Below are 16,011 nucleotides of genomic sequence, written 5' to 3' on the forward strand. Positions count from 1 at the left end.
CCGAAATCAACGGGTGCCAGGGTGGCGCGGCGGTGCGGTTTGCCGTGATCAATCATCCATTGCCAATGATAATGGCGGCGTCAGAAACTTGGAGTGCAGGGCTTGATGTCAAGGCGTGCTTTGGGGTGGGCAGAGTTTGAAAGGGATCGCTGGCTATGAAGCTGAGAAAGGCATCGAACTGGTTTTCCCTGATTCTGCTGGGGGCTCTGATCGCCAATGCACTCATCATGCTGCAGGTGAAACAGGCCCACGACCAGGCTGTTGCGGCACAGGAGCACAGCCGCCAAGCCATTGCGCTGATCAATGAGATGCGGCTTGAAAGCGAACAGCTCGCACATCTGGTGCGCGCCTACACGGTCACCGGGGAAGCACGCTACTTGCTCTATTACTACGACATCATTGCGATCCAAAAGGGTGAAAAATCGGTGCCGCAGGACTTTGACCCGGGCACTTACTGGGATCGGGTCATTGCTGGCCGGCAGGTTCACGCCCTGCCCAAATCGGGCCTGAAGCGTTCACTGGCCCAGCGTATGCAGACTTTGGGCTTTAGTGCGCGGGAGCTCGACAGCTTTCACTCGCTGATTCGTGCTACCGAAGCTCTGAACAAGATCGAGCAGGTGGCATTCGCTGCCACCCAGGGACTTTACGACCCCCATAAAAAGCAGTTTGTTTCAGACGGAACGCCCGACCTGAAGTTTGCCAGCGGGTTGGTACACGGGCCTCAATACATCGCGCTCAAGGCCATCGTCTCGGATGCGATCCGCAACCTCTCCCACCAAGTTGGCCAGCGGACCGATGATGAAGTCGTCCAGGCCACCCAACAGCTTGATCAGATGATTTCACGTTCGTTGATGTTCATGCTGGGGACATTGCTGGTGGTCAGCGTGGGGTATGCCGTTGTGTTGCGTTCAGTATTGCGGCCGCTGGACCGCATTGGCAAAACAGCAGGCAAACTGGCGGGCGGCGAATACGCCACCCGCTCCGATGTAGGGCATGGGGTGGACGAAATTGTGGCGCTCGGTGCTGCCATGGACGGTATGGCCCAGTCGATACAAGACGACATCACGCACCGCGCTGTCATTCAGGATGAACTGGAAAAGGCTCGCCAACGTGCCGAGGAGGCAACCCACGCGAAGTCGATGTTTTTGGCCAATATGAGTCACGAGATCCGAACCCCCATGAACGCGATCATCGGCATGGCGCATCTGATCCTCAACAGCGAACTCACACGACGTCAGCGCGATTATGCCGGGCACATTCACAGGGCCGCTCAGTCCCTGCTGGCGCTGATCAACGATATTCTTGATTTTTCAAAAATTGAAGCCAACAAGATGGAACTGGATCTCCAGCCGTTTCGCGTGGAGCAGGTGATTGACAGTGCGCTGAGCCTGCTTCGATTGCGAGCGCAGGACGGTCAGGTCGAACTGCTGCTTGAGATTCCCTCGCCGCTGCTGTCGGATGAGAGTGTTGTGGTCATGGGCGACGCCATGCGTCTGGGGCAAGTTTTGACCAATTTATTGAGCAATGCCATCAAATTCAGCCCTTTGGGTCAGGTTCGATTGCGGGTGCTTGTTCAAGAGTACAGTGAAAATCAGCTGATCCTTCGTTTTGAAGTCGAAGATACAGGCATTGGCATTTCGCCTGAACAAAGGGAGCATCTGTTTCAGGAGTTTTCGCAGGCTGACGGCTCAACTACACGGAAATTTGGCGGCACCGGCCTGGGCTTGGCGATTGCCCGGAAATTGGTGGAACTGATGGGGGGGCACATTCAGGTTGAAAGCGAGCTTGGCAAGGGCTCGCGCTTTTACTTCAGCGTCCAGTTTGACCTGGCTGACAGAGTGGCACATCAAGAACGGCCGGAGCCGTCTTTTGCAAGCGTGGTGGAATTGCCGGGTCTTGCGACGGCTGGTTCAGGTCAAGCGCCGGCGTCAGTTTCTGCGTCTGGTTCCAGAACGCTGCCGGCCTGTTTGCCGCGCCTGCGGCAGCTTCTGGGCGAAGGCGACAACCAGGCCGTTCACTTGTGGCGCACGCACACGGTGGCGTTCGCCGCTATATTGGAACCGTTTGACATCCAGCGCATCGAGAATGCACTGAGCCGATTTGACTTCGATACTGCGCTGGAAATACTTGCGACCTTAACGCCGAATGACCATGACTGACGCCGTACTTCATGACTCGGGCCTGGCCCGTCCAACGTTGCTGATCGTTGACGACACACCGGCCAACCTGACGGTGTTGGCCGATCTGCTGCAGGAGGACTACCGGGTCAAGGTTGCCAACAACGGTATCAAGGCGCTGCAATACGCGCGTGCCGCCCCGCCCGATTTGGTATTGCTTGACATCATGATGCCGGGAATGGATGGTTACGAGGTTTGCCGTCAACTCAAGTCTGATGCCACGACACGGAATGTTCCGGTGATTTTTCTTACCGCCAAAGTGGCCATCGAAGACGAGGAGCGCGGCTTTTCTGTGGGGGCGGTCGATTTCATCCACAAACCGATCAGCCCACCGATTGTGGCTGCACGGGTGCGCACCCATCTGGCCATGAAGCATTGGCAGGACTTCATGCGGGACAAAAACCATTGGCTCGAACAAGAAGTCCAGCGTCGCCTGTCGCAGGTACATCGCCTTCAGGATGCATCCATTTACGTCATGATCTCCCTGGCCGAGTTCCGGGACGAATGCACTGGCAACCACATCCGGCGTACCCAGGAATATGTGCAGCTGCTGGCACGGCAGTTGGCCTTGTTGCCTCGGTACACCACGCTGTTGACACCGGACTATGTGGAGATGCTGGCCAAATCCGCGCCGCTGCATGACATTGGCAAGATTGCTATTCCAGACCACATCCTGCTCAAACCCGGCAAGCTCGATGCCGCAGAGTTCGCCATCATGCAAACGCATGCCGAACGCGGCTACGACATTCTGCAGCGAGCCGACAATTTCATGGGCGATCAGGGTGAGTTTCTGGATATCGCTCTGGACATTGCCCGCCACCATCACGAAAAGTGGGACGGTTCCGGCTATCCGCACGGCCTGGCCGGCGAGGCCATACCGCTGACCGCACGTCTGATGGCCCTGGCCGATGTTTATGACGCCCTGCACAGTGCGAGACCCTATAAACCCGCGATGACACATGCCCAGGCAGCAGATATCATTCTGCAAGGTCGCGGTCGTCATTTTGATCCGGAGATTGTGGACATCTTTATTGCCAATGCGGCAGCTTTTGTTGAAATCGCCGACCGTTGGCCCGATGCTTGAGACCCATTACCAGCCAAATTCATCGCCCTCTCATCATGAAACCACTGCTGCTGGCACTGCTTGGCCCTTTGTTTTGCATCTTGCCCGGCACGGGCTATGCCGTGGACTTTGCCGTTTCCGGCTTTGGTACGCTGGGTTATGCCGTTTCTGACCAGCCGTTCAACTATCAGCGCTTCATTGATAACACCGGCACATTGACTCGGGACAGTCTTTTCGGAGTGCAGCTGGACACCCAGTTCACACCGCAATGGAGCACCACGGTGCAGGCCAAAGTGGCTCCGTCGATCAAGAACGACAGCCGTTGGGATGCAACACTTTCGTGGGCATTTCTCTCCTGGCGACCCAGCAATGACTGGTTGATCAGAGCTGGCAAATTGCGCGTTCCCGGCTATCTGAACTCCGAAAATCTGGATGTTGGCGCCACGCTGGATCTGGCCCGCCAACCTCTGGAGGTGTATGCAACCTCACCGATCGTCGATATGACAGGGGCCTCGTTCAACAAGACCTGGGGCTTCGAGAATAGTGAGTTGAGCCTGGACGGCTATTGGGGCAAGGGCAAGACCGAGCTGCGCATCCATGTGCGCGATGGCATTCCCGGCTTGCTGGCGGCAGGTGCGAATTTCACGCCCTTGAATGCTGAGGGCACAGGGCTTCTGCTGACCTATCGTCCTGGAGAGAGTGTGTACCGGGTCGGATATCACTTGGCTTCGGTTGAGCGCACGGATGGGCAGGAGTGGCTGGAAGATCCCAATTTTGTTGCCCTGGCACCCGGCATTGGTTACTACAACTTCCAGCCGGGTCCTGGAATCCGCAGTACCAAGAGCCTTGATTTCACACTGTTCAATTTGGGTGCCGATCTGGATCTCGGGCAAAATATTCGTCTGACCACCGAGTACGCACGCCGCCGCAGCACGACCGGAAATGGCGGTGGCATCGATACTGACGGTGGCTATGTGTCTTTGCGCAAACGCATTGGCAAATGGACGCCTTACCTTTATTGGGCCAGTTTGCGCACCGAAAGCGCTTCACTTGAGCGCTACCAAACCTTCAACACCACCACGGTGCCCGCAGCGCTTGTGGGGCCGGCGGCCGCCGTGATCAATGCATCGCAGCGGGCCGGCGCCGATTTTTATCAGGCGTTTGATCAGGTCTCCTGGGCCATTGGCACCTCTTATGCACTGAGTTCGACACAAAAAATCAAGACCGAATGGGTACGCACCCGTGTTGGGGTTGCCAGCAGTCTGGTCGATGCACCAGCAGGCGGCAATGTCAGCCATAAGAGCATCCATGTGTTCTCGCTGTCGTACAGTTTCGTGTTCTGAGGGGGCGGAACCATGAAACCATTCCGTCACCTCATGTTCACTGTGGCAATTTGCTGTGTCTCTGTTTCAGCCCTGGCGCAAAACGTCGCCGTCATTGGACACCCGTCATTGCGTAAGCTTGATTTGGTCACGATTCAAAAAATTTTCACTGGAAGGGTGATCGAGGTGAACGGCATCGCCATCGTCGCCGTCAATCAGGTGCCTGACAGTCTGGTTCGCAGCCAGTTTCTGGCGGCTTACCTCAGTCAGGACGAAGAAAAGTATCAAGCGTATTGGACCGTACGCAAGTTCATCGGCAAAGGAAGCCCGCCGAAAGACCTTGCAGCATCCAGTGAGGTCATTGACTTTGTCCAGTCGCACCCTGGTGCCATCGGCTACATTCTGGACAGCGATGTCAAACAGAATATCAACGTGCTGAGCCGTAAATAGCCTGGCAGGTTTGACTCAAATGCCGGTGTGTATCCGTCTTTGATCTGGCTGATGGAGCCAATCCAATGACGACGACCTCCATGCGCCTACAACTTCTCGACGATCACGACCCGATGTGCAGCGGGTGCCGGGCCTTTCGCTCGGTCTGCCCCCGCTGAAGGTGATGGACCCCACCTGCCCATGACCCCCAGTTTTGTTCCGCAAGAGTTTGACCGTGTCATGGGCTGCACGCCGGCTGACCTGTTGTCGTGGTTGCCGGGGGCATTACCCGCCGCCGTCTTGAAGCTGGAGCCAGACCATGCCCGCTGCAGCGCGACCTGGCCGGACGGTGTGTTGAACTTGTGTTGGGCGGTTTTGCCGGATGCGCGAATTGCCTTGTTGACGATACCGCGATTGAGGCTGTGTTTTACGTACAGCGGGCTCAACGATGCGCGGCGTTACCAGGTGCAACGCCGCTTTGATCTGGGCACCCAACGCGGCGGTGGGTGAATTGATTCACCCTGGGTGCATGTTTCTGGCCTATGGGTCGCCTGCCTTGCCGCCATCGGCGCGAAGGCCTTGCCCATCAGGTTGTCTCCTGCGCAGTGTAAGAAATGCAGGGTCATGCACGACTATGTCCGCATAAGGTGCGCATTTGTTGCCATCATCAGGTGAACTCCAAAGCCACCAGCCATGAAAAAAATTCTGATTCTCCTCACCGCGGTCGTGCTGGTTATTGGCTTCTTTGTGCTGGATCTGAACCAGTACCTGACTCTGGATGGTTTAAAGGCCAGTCTGGGGCAGTTTGAAGCGCAGCGTGCCGCGTCACCGCTGCTGGTGGGTTTGGGCTTTTTTGCCGTCTATGTGGTGGTCACCGCCTTGTCACTGCCGGGTGCAGTGATCATGACCCTCGCGGCGGGTGCCCTATTTGGCCTGGCGGTGGGCACCGTCATCGTGTCATTCGCCTCCAGCATCGGTGCCACTTTGGCTTTTCTGGCGTCTCGTTATGTGTTGCGGGATTCCATACAACGCCGTTTTGGCGAGCGGCTCAAGGCCATCAACGACGGCATGGCCAAAGATGGCATGCTCTATCTGTTCACGCTGCGACTGGTGCCAATCTTCCCCTTCTTTCTGGTGAATTTGCTCATGGGTCTGACCCCTGTGCGCACCCTGAGTTACTACTGGGTCAGCCAGTTGGGCATGCTGGCGGGCACCCTGGTCTATATCAATGCTGGTACCCAGTTGGCGCAAATTACCAGCTTGTCGGGCATTGTGTCGCCTGGTCTCTTGTTCTCGTTTGCGCTGCTCGGTGTGTTTCCCATGTTGGCCAAGCAATTCATGGGCTTTTTGCAAGGTCGACGGATCTACGCCAAATGGCAACGTCCGGACAAGTTTGATCGCAACCTGATCGTCATTGGCGGTGGTGCCGCTGGCCTGGTGACGTCGTACATTGCGGCGGCAGTGAAGGCCAGGGTCACCCTGGTCGAGGCACACAAGATGGGTGGCGATTGCCTGAACTATGGTTGTGTGCCCAGCAAGGCACTGATCAAGTCGGCCCGTATCGCCAACCAGATGCGTCACGCCGGAAACTATGGCTTGACGGCAACCGAGCCCGAGTTCAGTTTTGGCAAGGTCATGGCCCGCGTGCACGAGGTCATTGCGGCAGTGGCACCACACGACAGTGTGGAGCGCTACACCCGGCTGGGCGTCGAAGTGCTGGCGGGCTACGCAAAGATTGTCGATCCCTGGACGGTGGAAATCCACTTGAATCAGGGTGGCACCCAGCGTCTGACCACCCGTTCCATTGTCATTGCAGCCGGTGCTCGCCCCTTCGTGCCACCGTTGCCCGGCCTGGATGACGTGGGTTACGTCACCAGTGACACACTGTGGGACGAGTTTGCCAAGCTCGACACCCCACCGGCGCGCCTGGTTGTTTTGGGGGGTGGTCCGATTGGCTGTGAGCTGGCGCAGAGCTTTGCCCGCCTGTGCTCCAAGGTGACACAAATCGAGATGGCACCACGCATCATGATGCGTGAGGACATCGAGGTGTCTGACCTGGCGCGCGATGCTCTGACCCGCGATGGTGTTGCGGTGTTGACCAGCCACAAAGCCTTGCGCTGCGAGCGTGATGGCGAGCGCAAAGTCATTGTCGTGGAGCACCAGGGGCAAGAAAAACGCATTGAGTTTGATGCCCTGCTATGCGCCGTGGGTCGCGTGGCGCGGTTGCAGGGGTACGGACTGGAAGACTTGGGTATTCCCACCCAGCGTACCGTGGCCGTGAACGACTATCTGGAAACCCTGTACCCCAACATCTATGCGGCCGGCGACGTGGCTGGCCCGTACCAGTTCACCCACACCGCCGCGCACATGGCCTGGTACGCTGCGGTGAATGCGCTGTTGGGCGATTTCAAGAAGTTCAAGGTCGATTATTCGGTGGTGCCGTGGGCCACCTTCATCGAGCCCGAGGTGGCACGGGTAGGACTCAATGAACAAAAGGCCAAGGAAAAAGGCATCGCCCATGAAGTCACCCGGTACGGCATCGACGACCTCGATCGCGCCATTGCCGATGGCACAGCGAACGGTTTTGTCAAAGTGCTGACGGTGCCAGGCAAAGACCGCATTCTGGGCGTCACCATCGTGGGTGAACATGCCGGTGACCTGTTGGCCGAATTTGTGTTGGCGATGAAACATGGCCTGGGTTTGAACAAGATCCTGGGCACCATTCACACCTACCCAACGCTGGCCGAGGCCAACAAGTTTGCAGCGGGTGAGTGGAAGCGCGCGCACGCCCCACAAACCGTGCTGTCATGGCTGGCGCGGTTTCATACCTGGAAGCGAGGCTGATTGGCATGTTGAAGAGACTATTTTTTGCCCTGATGGTGCTCGCCGGTCAGGCCGGTGGGGTGAGGGCCGAAGGGCCAGACAGTGCCGCCTGGGACGGCTTGCTCAAGAAACATGTGCGAACCTTGCGCAATGGCCAGGCCAGCGCGGTTGATTACGCGGGCCTGAAAACCGATCGTGCCGCCTTGCAAGCTTATCTGGCCAGCGGCGCCAAAGTGAGCCGAACCGAGTTTGACGGTTGGGGCAACCCGGTGCAGCTGGCGTTTTTGATCAATAGTTACAACGCCTGGACGCTGGAACTGGTGCTGACGGCTTACCCGGGTGTCAGATCCATCAAGGATCTGGGCTCTTTTCTCCAGTCGCCCTGGAAAAAGCGCTTCATCCCTTTGCTGGGCGAAACCCGGTCGCTCGACGATATCGAACACGGCCTGATCCGCGGCTCGGGCCGCTACAACGACCCACGCATCCACTTCGCGGTGAACTGCGCCAGCATTGGCTGCCCGGCACTGCGTGCTGAAGCCTATGTGCCCGAACGCCTGAGTGCCCAACTGGACGACGCGGCGCAAAAGTTCTTGTCGGACCGAACACGCAATCGCCTTGAATCGGAAGCGCTCAAGGTCTCCAGTATTTTCAAATGGTACAGGTCAGACTTTGAACAAGGATGGCGTGGCGCCCATACCCTGGGTCAGTTTTTGGCGCTTTACAGCGGCGCTTTGGCGCTCACGGCCGACCGGCTCGGTCCATTGGCAGTTGGCAAGCTTGACATCTCGTTTCTGGACTATGACTGGCAATTGAACGACATCCGCCATGCCGTACCCGTGCTTCAACGCTGATGGCGTCGATCGGGGTGGGTGCGGTAACCACCACCCCACCCGGCCCATGCGCGCTGCAAGGCGGCACGCTCACACCTGGCCGCCTTGCCAGTCTGTGATTTCAATCACGCGACCCCCGGGCGGCACGTCGGCCGGGTCATGGGTGACGAGCAGGGTGGGAATGCGCAAACGCGAGATGTGCTCAAACACAAAGGCGCGAAACTGGGTTCGCAGGACGGCATCGAGCTTGGAGAAGGGCTCATCCAGCAACAAGGCCTGGGGTTCGGCCAGCAGCGTGCGCATCACACTGACGCGCGCCCGTTGACCACCCGACAGCGTGGCCGGATCCCGGTCCTGAAAACCAGCCAGACCCATGTCAGCCAGCGTGTCCACCACGCGCTGGCGGCGTTCATTGGCTGCCTTGAAGCGTGCCGGCAAGGCAAACGCCAGGTTGTGGCCGACACTCCAATGGGGAAACAACAGGTCGTCCTGAAACAGCAGACCAATGTGACGCGCTTCGGTGGGCAGCCGGTCGCAGCGTGTGCCGTTCAGCCACAGCTCACCGCTGGCAGCAAAGTGCGGGTCCAGGTCGCCAATCAGCCAGTTCAGGAGGGTTGACTTCCCGGAGCCCGACGCCCCGCTCACCGTCACGACCTCACCCGGCTCGACACGCAACGACAGCCCCGAAAACAAGGGGGTGGTGGCATGGGAAATGCTCAGATCGCGGATTGTCAACATGTCAGCGCAGTCCCTTTCGATGCCGCCCGAGCCCATAGGCCGCCGCAGCCGCCAATGCAAAAACCGCCATTGGCAGCGCAACTTGCAACAAAGCCTGCACCGCCAGCACGCGGCGGTTGCCACCCGCGCTCAAGGCCACCGCCTCGGTGGTGACGGTGATGAAACGGCCACCCCCGGCAAACAGGGTGGGCAGGTACTGCGCCACACTCACTGCAAAACCCACCGCCAGCGTGGCCAAAATCGGCCGTGCCAGGATCGGCCATTTGACGCGCAGGCAGGCGCGCCAGGGTGCATTGCCCAAGGTCCGTGCGCTGGTCAGCAGGCGCTGGTCAAACGCTCGGTACGGCCCGATCAGCGTCAGCACCATGTAGGGCAGCACCCACAACAGGTGACTCCAGACCAGGGCCAGCGCACTGCCGTCCAGTTGCAAATGCAGCAGGGCAGCGTATTGAGCGGCCACCAATGGCAAGGCCGGTACGATCAGTGGCAGGTAAAGCCACCCAGTCAAGCGCTGTGGACCCCATTCCAGCCAGATCAGCACCAGCGGCAAAGACAGCAGACTTGCCGCCGCGGCCAGCCACAGGGTAGTCCAGAAGGGCAGCAAGTCGGCCTGTTGCCAGGTGGCCATGGACACGGCAGCGGGCAGCAGGGCCGGGAAAAACCAGCTTTGCGCCACTGACCAAAGCAGCAGTACCGCCATCACGGCGTAGCCCACCCACACCAGGGGGATCGGCACCCAGAGCCAACGCCAGCCGGTCCCGGGCTGACGCTGCCCGTCCGGGTAAGGCCGATGATGTTGGCCCAACCACCACAGCGTCCGCACGCCGAGCACACCCAGCAACAACAGCCACAGCAAAACCATGGATGCAGCACTGCCGCGTGCCTGCATGGCGGGGTCAGGGTCGGTCAGCCAGCGCCACACCAGCACCGCCAGGGTTGGCGGTGTACCCGGCCCCAGGATGACGGCCATGTCCACCACCGACAAGCCATAGGCAAACACGGCCAGCAGCGGCCAGGCCATGCGTGGCAACACCTGGGGCCACAGAATCAGCCGCCAGGCTTGGCTGCGGTTATAGCCCAGCGAGCGCGCCATTGCCATCTGTCGGGCCACCGCCTGCTCCCCCAACACCGCAGCCAGCACCCAGAGCAAAAACCAACTCTCCTTGATCGCCAGCGCGAGTGCCAGACTCAAGGCATAGGGGTCTTGCACGGTGACCCAATCGGGTGGACTGGTCCAGCCAACAAAATGCGCGACAGCCCTTGCCAGCCAACCAGAAGGCGCTATCAAAAAAAATATTCCGACGGCAAATGCGGCGTGTGGTACCGACAGCAACAGGGGCAAGCGGCGCTGCAGCCGCATCCACCAGTGACCGGGGTAGTGCAGAGTAGCCAGCCAAACGGCCACCCCACCCGCCAGCATCGTGCTCAGCACGCTGGATAGCACGCTGGCCCGCAAGGCCAGCGGCCACTGCGTGTCGTGCCACAGCGCCAACCACACGCTGGCATCCATGGCGGGTGCCAGAGCCCAACCAAGCCCCGGCAGCAGCGGGGCAAAGATGAGCAGCACAGGCAAAGCCGCCAACCGCGCGCGTTGGGTGTCCGCTAGGGGCTTGTCCACAAGGCGAAGTACCTCACTTCAACGTGCGCCGTAACGTCTGAGCCATTCGGCCTCCAGGGCTTCCACCCAGCTGGCGTGCGGCTCCGGCAAGGTGGGCACCACTTCGGTCAGGGCGCCGGGCGCTGTCTGGCGGATCCGGGCCTGGGCGGCGGGCGGAAGTTTGCCGATGTCCAGCACTGTGCCGTCGCCCCAGACGGCAATGTCGGCCTTGTGCGTTTGCGCCTCGGCAGAGAGCAGAAAATTGGCAAACACCTGCGCGGCGGCTTTGGCGCGCGCATTGACAGGTATGGCGACGAAATGCACGTTGCCGATGGTGCCTGCGGTGAAACCAAAACTGTAGGCGCTGGCGGGCAGTTGTTGGCTGGCGATCAGATTGGCGGCCTCGTTGGGGTTGAAGGTGATCGACAGCTTGAGCTCCCCATCGCCCAGCATGCGGTGCATCTCGGCGGCGCTGGCGGCGAAGGTCTTGCCCGCTCGCCAGAGATGCGGGTGCAACTGGTCAAGGTAGGCCCACAGGGGCTGTGTGGCGGTGGCAAAGCCTGCTGGCGTAACGGCTTGTTGCAAGGGAGCCGAATTGGGCGTCAGCGCCAGCAGCATCTGTTTGACAAAAGTGGTGCCATGAAAATCCGGCGGTTGTGGGTAGCTGACGCGCCCCGGATTGGCCCGGGCAAACGTCAGCAGCTCGGCAGCTGAACGCGGTGGCGTGGGTGTTTTGGCCCGATCAGCGATGAACGTGAGCTGGGCGGTACCCCAGGGCGACTCGTAGCCCTCGGTGGGTACCGAAAAATCGGTTCGTACCGGTTTGTTCAAGTCCACCAGGCCCCAGTTGGGCAGACTCTGTGCCCATGGGCCGAACAGCAGACCGTTGTTTTTGAGGTTGCGGAAGTTTTCACCGTTGACCCACAGGAGGTCGATCGAGCCGTCGCGGGCTCGCCCGGCCGCCAGCTCGGTCTGTACCCGCTTGACGACTTCTGCCGCATCGGTGATCTTGACGTGCCGCACGTCGATACCATAGCGCGCTTTGGCTTCCTTGGCGGCCCAGGCAATGTAGTGGTTGCTGGCCTCGCTGCCCCCCCAGGCATTGAAATAGACAGTCTGCCCTTTGGCTTCCGTTTGAATCTGTGCCCAGTCGGCGCTGGCCCCGGTGGGCGCAACCAGACTGAGCGCGAGGGTGGCAAGCGTTAAAAATTTCATGCAGAATACTCCGTGGGTGAACGATTTTGCTGTTTGGTCGCCGAGACGAGGCAAAACCTTACAGTCGAGGGTGGAATCAGTGTCGATGATTCACCCCATTGTTGCCTGCCAGACGAATTTGCCCCTGCGCCAAGTTCTTGTCATCCAGCGTGCCAAATTTCAGTGCACGGTCCAAGCGTACACCCGCGTTTTCCGGCGGATTGGCGGACGCCAGGCGCTACCATAGCGACATGAAACAAGCTCAGGACGACATGGACAGTGATGCAAGCAGTTTTGCGCTCACCCTGATCACCACCCGCCAGACCATTTTGCCCAAGCGCCTGTTTGCACCCGGCCCCAGCGCGGATCAGGTGAGGGCAATGTTCCTTGCCGCTGCCGCAGCGCCGGATCACCGCACTGTTTTGCCGTGGCGGTTTGTGCTGGTACCGACCACGGCACGCGCCGCACTGGCCGAAGTTTTTGCGCAGGCCCTGATCGAACGCGATCCGGATGCCGCGGCGCAACAAGTTGAACAGGCGCGCGAAAAGGCCTTTCGGGCACCGTTTCTGGCGCTGGCAATCGCCCGGTTGGGGCCATGTGAACCCGATGTGGAGCCGCTGGAGCGCATGGTGTCACTGGGCGCGGCCATTCAAAACCTGTTACTGATGGCGCACAGCATGGGTTTTGGCAGCAGTCTGACCAGTGGCCTGGCCATGCGCAGCCAGGCGCTGCGTCAGCTTTTTGGCCTGGTCGACGGCGAGCAGGCGGTTTGTTGTGTCAATGTGGGCACTGCAGACCGACGCAAGCCGACCCGCCTGCGCCCCGACCCCGGCACCTTTGTCAGCAGCCTGTGATCGGACAAGAACCGCAGGACCACACCATGCCAACACCGGACTCAATCGTGGCTTTATCCGACCCCTGCGTCGACGGCGTCCCTGCCTGCCTGCCGGCGGACGACCCGTTGCGCGCTGTGCTGCACAACGAGGTCCACGCCCGACCCACGGCGCGCATCCATTTGCCGGCGCTGATCATTGACATTGCCGTCATTCATGATGCTGTCACCCGTGAGGCGGCGTGTGCCCACCTGCAGCGCTTGCCAGGCCATGCCGATCTGCAGCCAGCCCAGCTGCGTGACAACTTCCTGCGTTTGCGTGGCGAGCGCTTCAGCCTGCGTTGGGAGCGCCACACCGAGTTCAGTCGGTACACGCTGGTGCAAGCGCTGCCTGAGGCCGCGCAACTCGACGTGGCCGAGCCCGAGCTGATGTCGGCCTTGGCACTGCCGGCGGGCTGGCTGGCACAAATCCCTGGGCGCACCGTGTCGGCGGTGCAGCTGGTCATGCTCAACGCCGCGTTGGACGATCCGCAGCGTCTCATGGGCCGCGCCATGCGCTGGCTCGGTGCGCGCAGCGTGGTGGCATCGCTGATGGGCAGCAATGCGTTCAACGCAGCAGAGCAGGGCAGTGCGGGTCCGATCTCGCCGCATTACCGCCATCCACTGGGGCATTCATGGGTGCTGACGCAGTTCCAGCTGCAGCGCGACGGCTTCGAGCGCATGCTGGTGATTGCGCCTGAAGGTACCAGCCCGACCCGGGCCGGGCGCATCGCCAGCCGCTTGCTGGAGCTTGAAACCTACCGTTTGATGGCGCTGCGTGGCCTGCCGGTGGCCAAGGCGCTGGGGCCATTGCTGACCCGCTCTGAAACGGCGCTGGCCGAAATCACGGCGCGCCTCGAAAACAAAAGCGCGTCGGACCAGGAGCTGCTCGACACCCTGGTGGCGCTGGCCGCCGGTGTGGAGCGCGCCATTGCCGAGAACGTCTACCGGTTTTCCGCCACCCAGGCTTATTACGCCCTGGTGGGGCAGCGCATCGCCGAGTTGCGGGAAAAGGCCATTCCCGGTACCCAGATGATTGGCGAGTTCATGCAGCGACGGATGTCGCCAGCCATGGCCACCGTGGTGGCGACGCAGCAGCGCCTGACTTCGCTGTCAGAGCGGGTGGCGCGCACCAGTGACCTGCTGCGCACCCGGGTCGATATCGCCACCGAGGTGCAGAACCAGCAACTGCTGGAAAAACTCACCCGTGGCCAGGCGCTGCAGCTGCGCTTGCAAAGCACCGTGGAAGGCTTGTCCATTGCGGCCATCTCGTACTATGTGATCAGTCTGCTGTTGTATGGTGGCAAAGCCCTCAAAGCGGCGGGTGTGCCGCTCAACCCCGAGATGGCTGCGGGTGCCATGGTGCCGGTGGTGTTGTGGGCGGTCTGGCGGACCACCCAGAAGATCCACGCCAGATTGCACGATGGGCATTGATTTTGATGTGAAAGTGGCCTCTAGCCCAATAGCAGTGAGATATTATTGCTATGAATTTGCAATTTTTTCAGCAATCAACCAGGAGACAGGATGAAAGCCTTCCAAGAGTATTACCCGGAGAATCTCGCCCACTGTTACGGTTGTGGTGCCAAAAATGAGCACGGTCACCGTATCAAGACCTATTGGGATGGCGACGAAACTGTCACCCGATTTACTCCTGAGCCCTACCATACCGCCATTCCGGGCTTTACCTACGGCGGCTTGCTGGCCTCGCTGATTGACTGCCACGGCACCGGCACCGCCGCTGCGGCCATGTACCGCCAGGCCGGGCGCGAGATGGACACGCTGCCGGCGTTCCGGTTTGTCACCGGCTCACTCCATGTGGACTACCTCAAACCCACCCCCATTGGTGAAACGCTGGAAATTCGTGGCCGCATCAAGGAGATCAAAGGCCGCAAGGTGGTGGTGGAAGCGACGGTGTACGCCGCTGGCGTGGCCACCGCCAAAGGTGAGATTGTGGCAATCCAGATGCCGGATAATTTTGGCGCGGCTTAAGCCGTGCCCCCTCGGATCGCAGCCGCTTGATTTGCGTGGAAAGTGCTGCTTTACCCCTTGATGATTGGTTGACCCATCGGAGATCCCAAAATGAAGACAAATTTCGTCACCATGGCTGGCACGCTGATCGGTGCCACCCTGCTGTTGGGCCTGTCGGCACAGGCCGACGACGCCGCGCTGCTGGAGAACGCGCGCACCGTGGCAGGTGCTGTGCCACCAAAACTGCTGGATGTGCTGAACCAGGAAATTGCCAAGGACGGCGTGGTGTCGGCGATCACCGTCTGCAACGAAAAGGCCCCCCAGATGGCCAAGAACGCCTCTGAGCAGACCGGATGGGCGATTCGCCGTGTCAGCCTGCGCAATCGCAACCCCAAGGCAGTGCCAGACAGTTGGGAGCGTGCCGGCCTTGACGACTTTGACCGTCGTGCCGCTGCCGGTGAGGCACCTTCAGGTCTGGAAAAATTTGGTGTGGTTGAAACCGATGGCCGCAAGGAGTACCGATACATGAAAGCGTTGCCGGTTCAAAGGGTTTGTGTGGCCTGCCACGGCCCGGCGGCCTCCATCAAGCCCGAGGTGGCCGAAAAGATCAAGGCGCTGTACCCGGACGACAAGGGAGTTGGCTACGAGCTGGGCCAGATTCGCGGTGCCATCACCATCCGCAAGGCGATGTAGGGCGGTCAACACCGGGCGTCCCGCGGTGTGATGAGGGTCGCGGGGCGAGGCTCGTTCATTTCTTGCCACCGCCTCCCTTGCCGCTACCACCTTTGCCGCTACCGGAAGAACCTGAGCCCGATCCAGACGATCCAGACGATCCAGACGATCCAGACGATCCAGACGATCCAGACGATCCGGACGATCCGGACGATCCGGACGATCCGGACGATCCGGACGATCCGGACGATCCGGACGATCCGGACGATCCGGACGATCCGGACGATCCGGACGATCCGGACGATCCGGACGATCCGGACGATCCGG

At 60.1% G+C, this 16,011-nt stretch carries 15 protein-coding genes; 12 read left to right on the forward strand and 3 right to left on the reverse strand.

Features of this window, described 5'->3' with window-relative positions; translation table 11 throughout:
• The first annotated feature begins 155 nt into the window (after positions 1-155).
• The 7 genes from KBF66_RS07330 to KBF66_RS07360 all read left to right on the forward strand — a co-directional run bounded on the left by KBF66_RS07330 (position 156) and on the right by KBF66_RS07360 (position 8,665).
• Positions 156-2,159, forward strand: a complete 2,004-nt coding sequence (locus KBF66_RS07330; RefSeq protein ID WP_296654608.1) for a hybrid sensor histidine kinase/response regulator — start codon at positions 156-158, stop codon at positions 2,157-2,159.
• Entirely contained in the window at positions 2,152-3,261 is a 1,110-nt protein-coding gene (locus KBF66_RS07335; protein WP_296654609.1) for a two-component system response regulator, read from the forward strand. The genes KBF66_RS07330 and KBF66_RS07335 overlap by 8 nt, the downstream gene beginning before the upstream one ends.
• A gap of 35 nt (positions 3,262-3,296) precedes the next feature.
• Positions 3,297-4,583: a hypothetical protein gene (locus KBF66_RS07340; protein ID WP_296654610.1), complete on the forward strand. Its 1,287-nt coding sequence runs from the start codon at positions 3,297-3,299 to the stop codon at positions 4,581-4,583.
• 12 nt (positions 4,584-4,595) lie between these two features.
• Positions 4,596-5,012 (forward strand): hypothetical protein, encoded by a 417-nt coding sequence (locus KBF66_RS07345; RefSeq protein WP_296654614.1) that lies wholly within the window; start codon positions 4,596-4,598, stop codon positions 5,010-5,012.
• Between the two features lie 180 nt (positions 5,013-5,192).
• Positions 5,193-5,501, forward strand: coding sequence for a hypothetical protein (locus KBF66_RS07350; protein WP_296654616.1), 309 nt, complete (start codon positions 5,193-5,195; stop codon positions 5,499-5,501).
• A 183-nt stretch (positions 5,502-5,684) separates the two neighbouring features.
• The gene (locus tag KBF66_RS07355; protein ID WP_296654619.1) at positions 5,685-7,835 is read left to right on the forward strand and encodes a bifunctional TVP38/TMEM64 family protein/FAD-dependent oxidoreductase; all 2,151 of its coding nucleotides are present in this window, start codon (positions 5,685-5,687) and stop codon (positions 7,833-7,835) included.
• A gap of 5 nt (positions 7,836-7,840) precedes the next feature.
• The gene (locus KBF66_RS07360) at positions 7,841-8,665 is read left to right on the forward strand and encodes a DUF547 domain-containing protein (RefSeq protein WP_296654620.1); all 825 of its coding nucleotides are present in this window, start codon (positions 7,841-7,843) and stop codon (positions 8,663-8,665) included.
• Between the two features lie 69 nt (positions 8,666-8,734).
• Here KBF66_RS07360 and KBF66_RS07365 read toward each other — a convergent pair whose 3' ends face one another.
• From KBF66_RS07365 to KBF66_RS07375, 3 genes are read right to left on the reverse strand one after another with little or no spacing between them, the layout of a single operon-like run.
• Complete coding sequence (locus tag KBF66_RS07365; RefSeq protein WP_296654621.1) at positions 8,735-9,382, reverse strand: ATP-binding cassette domain-containing protein; 648 nt, start codon at positions 9,380-9,382, stop codon at positions 8,735-8,737.
• 1 nt (position 9,383) lies between these two features.
• Entirely contained in the window at positions 9,384-11,000 is a 1,617-nt protein-coding gene (locus KBF66_RS07370) for an ABC transporter permease (RefSeq protein WP_296654622.1), read from the reverse strand.
• 18 nt (positions 11,001-11,018) lie between these two features.
• Positions 11,019-12,194: an ABC transporter substrate-binding protein gene (locus KBF66_RS07375; RefSeq protein WP_296654623.1), complete on the reverse strand. Its 1,176-nt coding sequence runs from the start codon at positions 12,192-12,194 to the stop codon at positions 11,019-11,021.
• Between the two features lie 230 nt (positions 12,195-12,424).
• Between KBF66_RS07375 and KBF66_RS07380 the strand changes: the two genes are divergently transcribed.
• The 5 genes from KBF66_RS07380 to KBF66_RS07400 form a co-directional block, all read left to right on the forward strand.
• Complete coding sequence (locus KBF66_RS07380) at positions 12,425-13,027, forward strand: nitroreductase family protein (RefSeq protein ID WP_296654625.1); 603 nt, start codon at positions 12,425-12,427, stop codon at positions 13,025-13,027.
• 26 nt (positions 13,028-13,053) lie between these two features.
• Positions 13,054-14,478, forward strand: a complete 1,425-nt coding sequence (locus KBF66_RS07385) for a DUF3422 domain-containing protein (RefSeq protein ID WP_296654628.1) — start codon at positions 13,054-13,056, stop codon at positions 14,476-14,478.
• A gap of 90 nt (positions 14,479-14,568) precedes the next feature.
• On the forward strand, positions 14,569-15,033 hold the full coding sequence (locus KBF66_RS07390) for a PaaI family thioesterase (RefSeq protein ID WP_296654630.1): 465 nt from the start codon (positions 14,569-14,571) through the stop codon (positions 15,031-15,033).
• Between the two features lie 90 nt (positions 15,034-15,123).
• Entirely contained in the window at positions 15,124-15,705 is a 582-nt protein-coding gene (locus tag KBF66_RS07395; protein WP_296654632.1) for a DUF3365 domain-containing protein, read from the forward strand.
• Between the two features lie 77 nt (positions 15,706-15,782).
• On the forward strand, positions 15,783-16,011 hold a 229-nt coding region (locus KBF66_RS07400; protein ID WP_296654634.1), incomplete at its 3' end, for a hypothetical protein.

It is taken from the genome of Rhodoferax sp. (assembly GCF_018063565.1).
Lineage (GTDB): Bacteria > Pseudomonadota > Gammaproteobacteria > Burkholderiales > Burkholderiaceae_C > Rhodoferax.

What these genes read in the sequence shown, in the direction of transcription:
- KBF66_RS07330 (WP_296654608.1), top strand. Translation starts at nt 156, where the DNA reads ATGAAGCTGAGAAAGGCATCGAACTGGTTTTCCCTGATTCTGCTGGGG.
- KBF66_RS07335 (WP_296654609.1), top strand. Translation starts at nt 2,152, where the DNA reads ATGACTGACGCCGTACTTCATGACTCGGGCCTGGCCCGTCCAACGTTG.
- KBF66_RS07340 (WP_296654610.1), top strand. Translation starts at nt 3,297, where the DNA reads ATGAAACCACTGCTGCTGGCACTGCTTGGCCCTTTGTTTTGCATCTTG.
- KBF66_RS07345 (WP_296654614.1), top strand. Translation starts at nt 4,596, where the DNA reads ATGAAACCATTCCGTCACCTCATGTTCACTGTGGCAATTTGCTGTGTC.
- KBF66_RS07350 (WP_296654616.1), top strand. Translation starts at nt 5,193, where the DNA reads ATGACCCCCAGTTTTGTTCCGCAAGAGTTTGACCGTGTCATGGGCTGC.
- KBF66_RS07355 (WP_296654619.1), top strand. Translation starts at nt 5,685, where the DNA reads ATGAAAAAAATTCTGATTCTCCTCACCGCGGTCGTGCTGGTTATTGGC.
- KBF66_RS07360 (WP_296654620.1), top strand. Translation starts at nt 7,841, where the DNA reads ATGTTGAAGAGACTATTTTTTGCCCTGATGGTGCTCGCCGGTCAGGCC.
- KBF66_RS07365 (WP_296654621.1), bottom strand. Translation starts at nt 9,382, where the DNA reads ATGTTGACAATCCGCGATCTGAGCATTTCCCATGCCACCACCCCCTTG.
- KBF66_RS07375 (WP_296654623.1), bottom strand. Translation starts at nt 12,194, where the DNA reads ATGAAATTTTTAACGCTTGCCACCCTCGCGCTCAGTCTGGTTGCGCCC.
- KBF66_RS07380 (WP_296654625.1), top strand. Translation starts at nt 12,425, where the DNA reads ATGAAACAAGCTCAGGACGACATGGACAGTGATGCAAGCAGTTTTGCG.
- KBF66_RS07385 (WP_296654628.1), top strand. Translation starts at nt 13,054, where the DNA reads ATGCCAACACCGGACTCAATCGTGGCTTTATCCGACCCCTGCGTCGAC.
- KBF66_RS07390 (WP_296654630.1), top strand. Translation starts at nt 14,569, where the DNA reads ATGAAAGCCTTCCAAGAGTATTACCCGGAGAATCTCGCCCACTGTTAC.
- KBF66_RS07395 (WP_296654632.1), top strand. Translation starts at nt 15,124, where the DNA reads ATGAAGACAAATTTCGTCACCATGGCTGGCACGCTGATCGGTGCCACC.